Origin of the sequence: Stenotrophomonas sp. SrG (genome assembly GCF_050031795.1) — a bacterium.
In the GTDB taxonomy this organism is placed as follows: domain Bacteria; phylum Pseudomonadota; class Gammaproteobacteria; order Xanthomonadales; family Xanthomonadaceae; genus Stenotrophomonas; species Stenotrophomonas rhizophila_A.
On sequence record NZ_JBNBBE010000259.1, the window covers coordinates 1 to 272 of the forward strand.

1 pseudogene is annotated in these 272 nt (G+C 71.3%); it reads left to right on the forward strand.

The features are described 5' to 3' along the window. A pseudogene (locus tag ACQG3P_RS19760) lies at positions 1-272 on the forward strand (hypothetical protein); the annotation flags it as partial.

Sequence of the window (272 nt, forward strand, 5' to 3'; positions counted from 1 at the left end):
ACGGGGCACTGCGATCCTGGATCGTGCGAACCTGCCCAAGCCCGGCGCCGAGCTGCCCGGCGACGGCCCGGCCAAACCGCCACTGCCGGAGATCTACCAGTGCCAGGGCCAGGACGGCGGACGCTACCTGCACGAGCGGGAGCCGGCACCGCCGACCTGCGTGCTGCTGTCGGTCACAGCGCTGGGCGGCAACACGCCGGTCAACGCCGCCTGCTGCGAAGTGGTCCGCGATACCTGCGAGCCGCTGGCTGAAGACCAGCGCTGCAATGCGT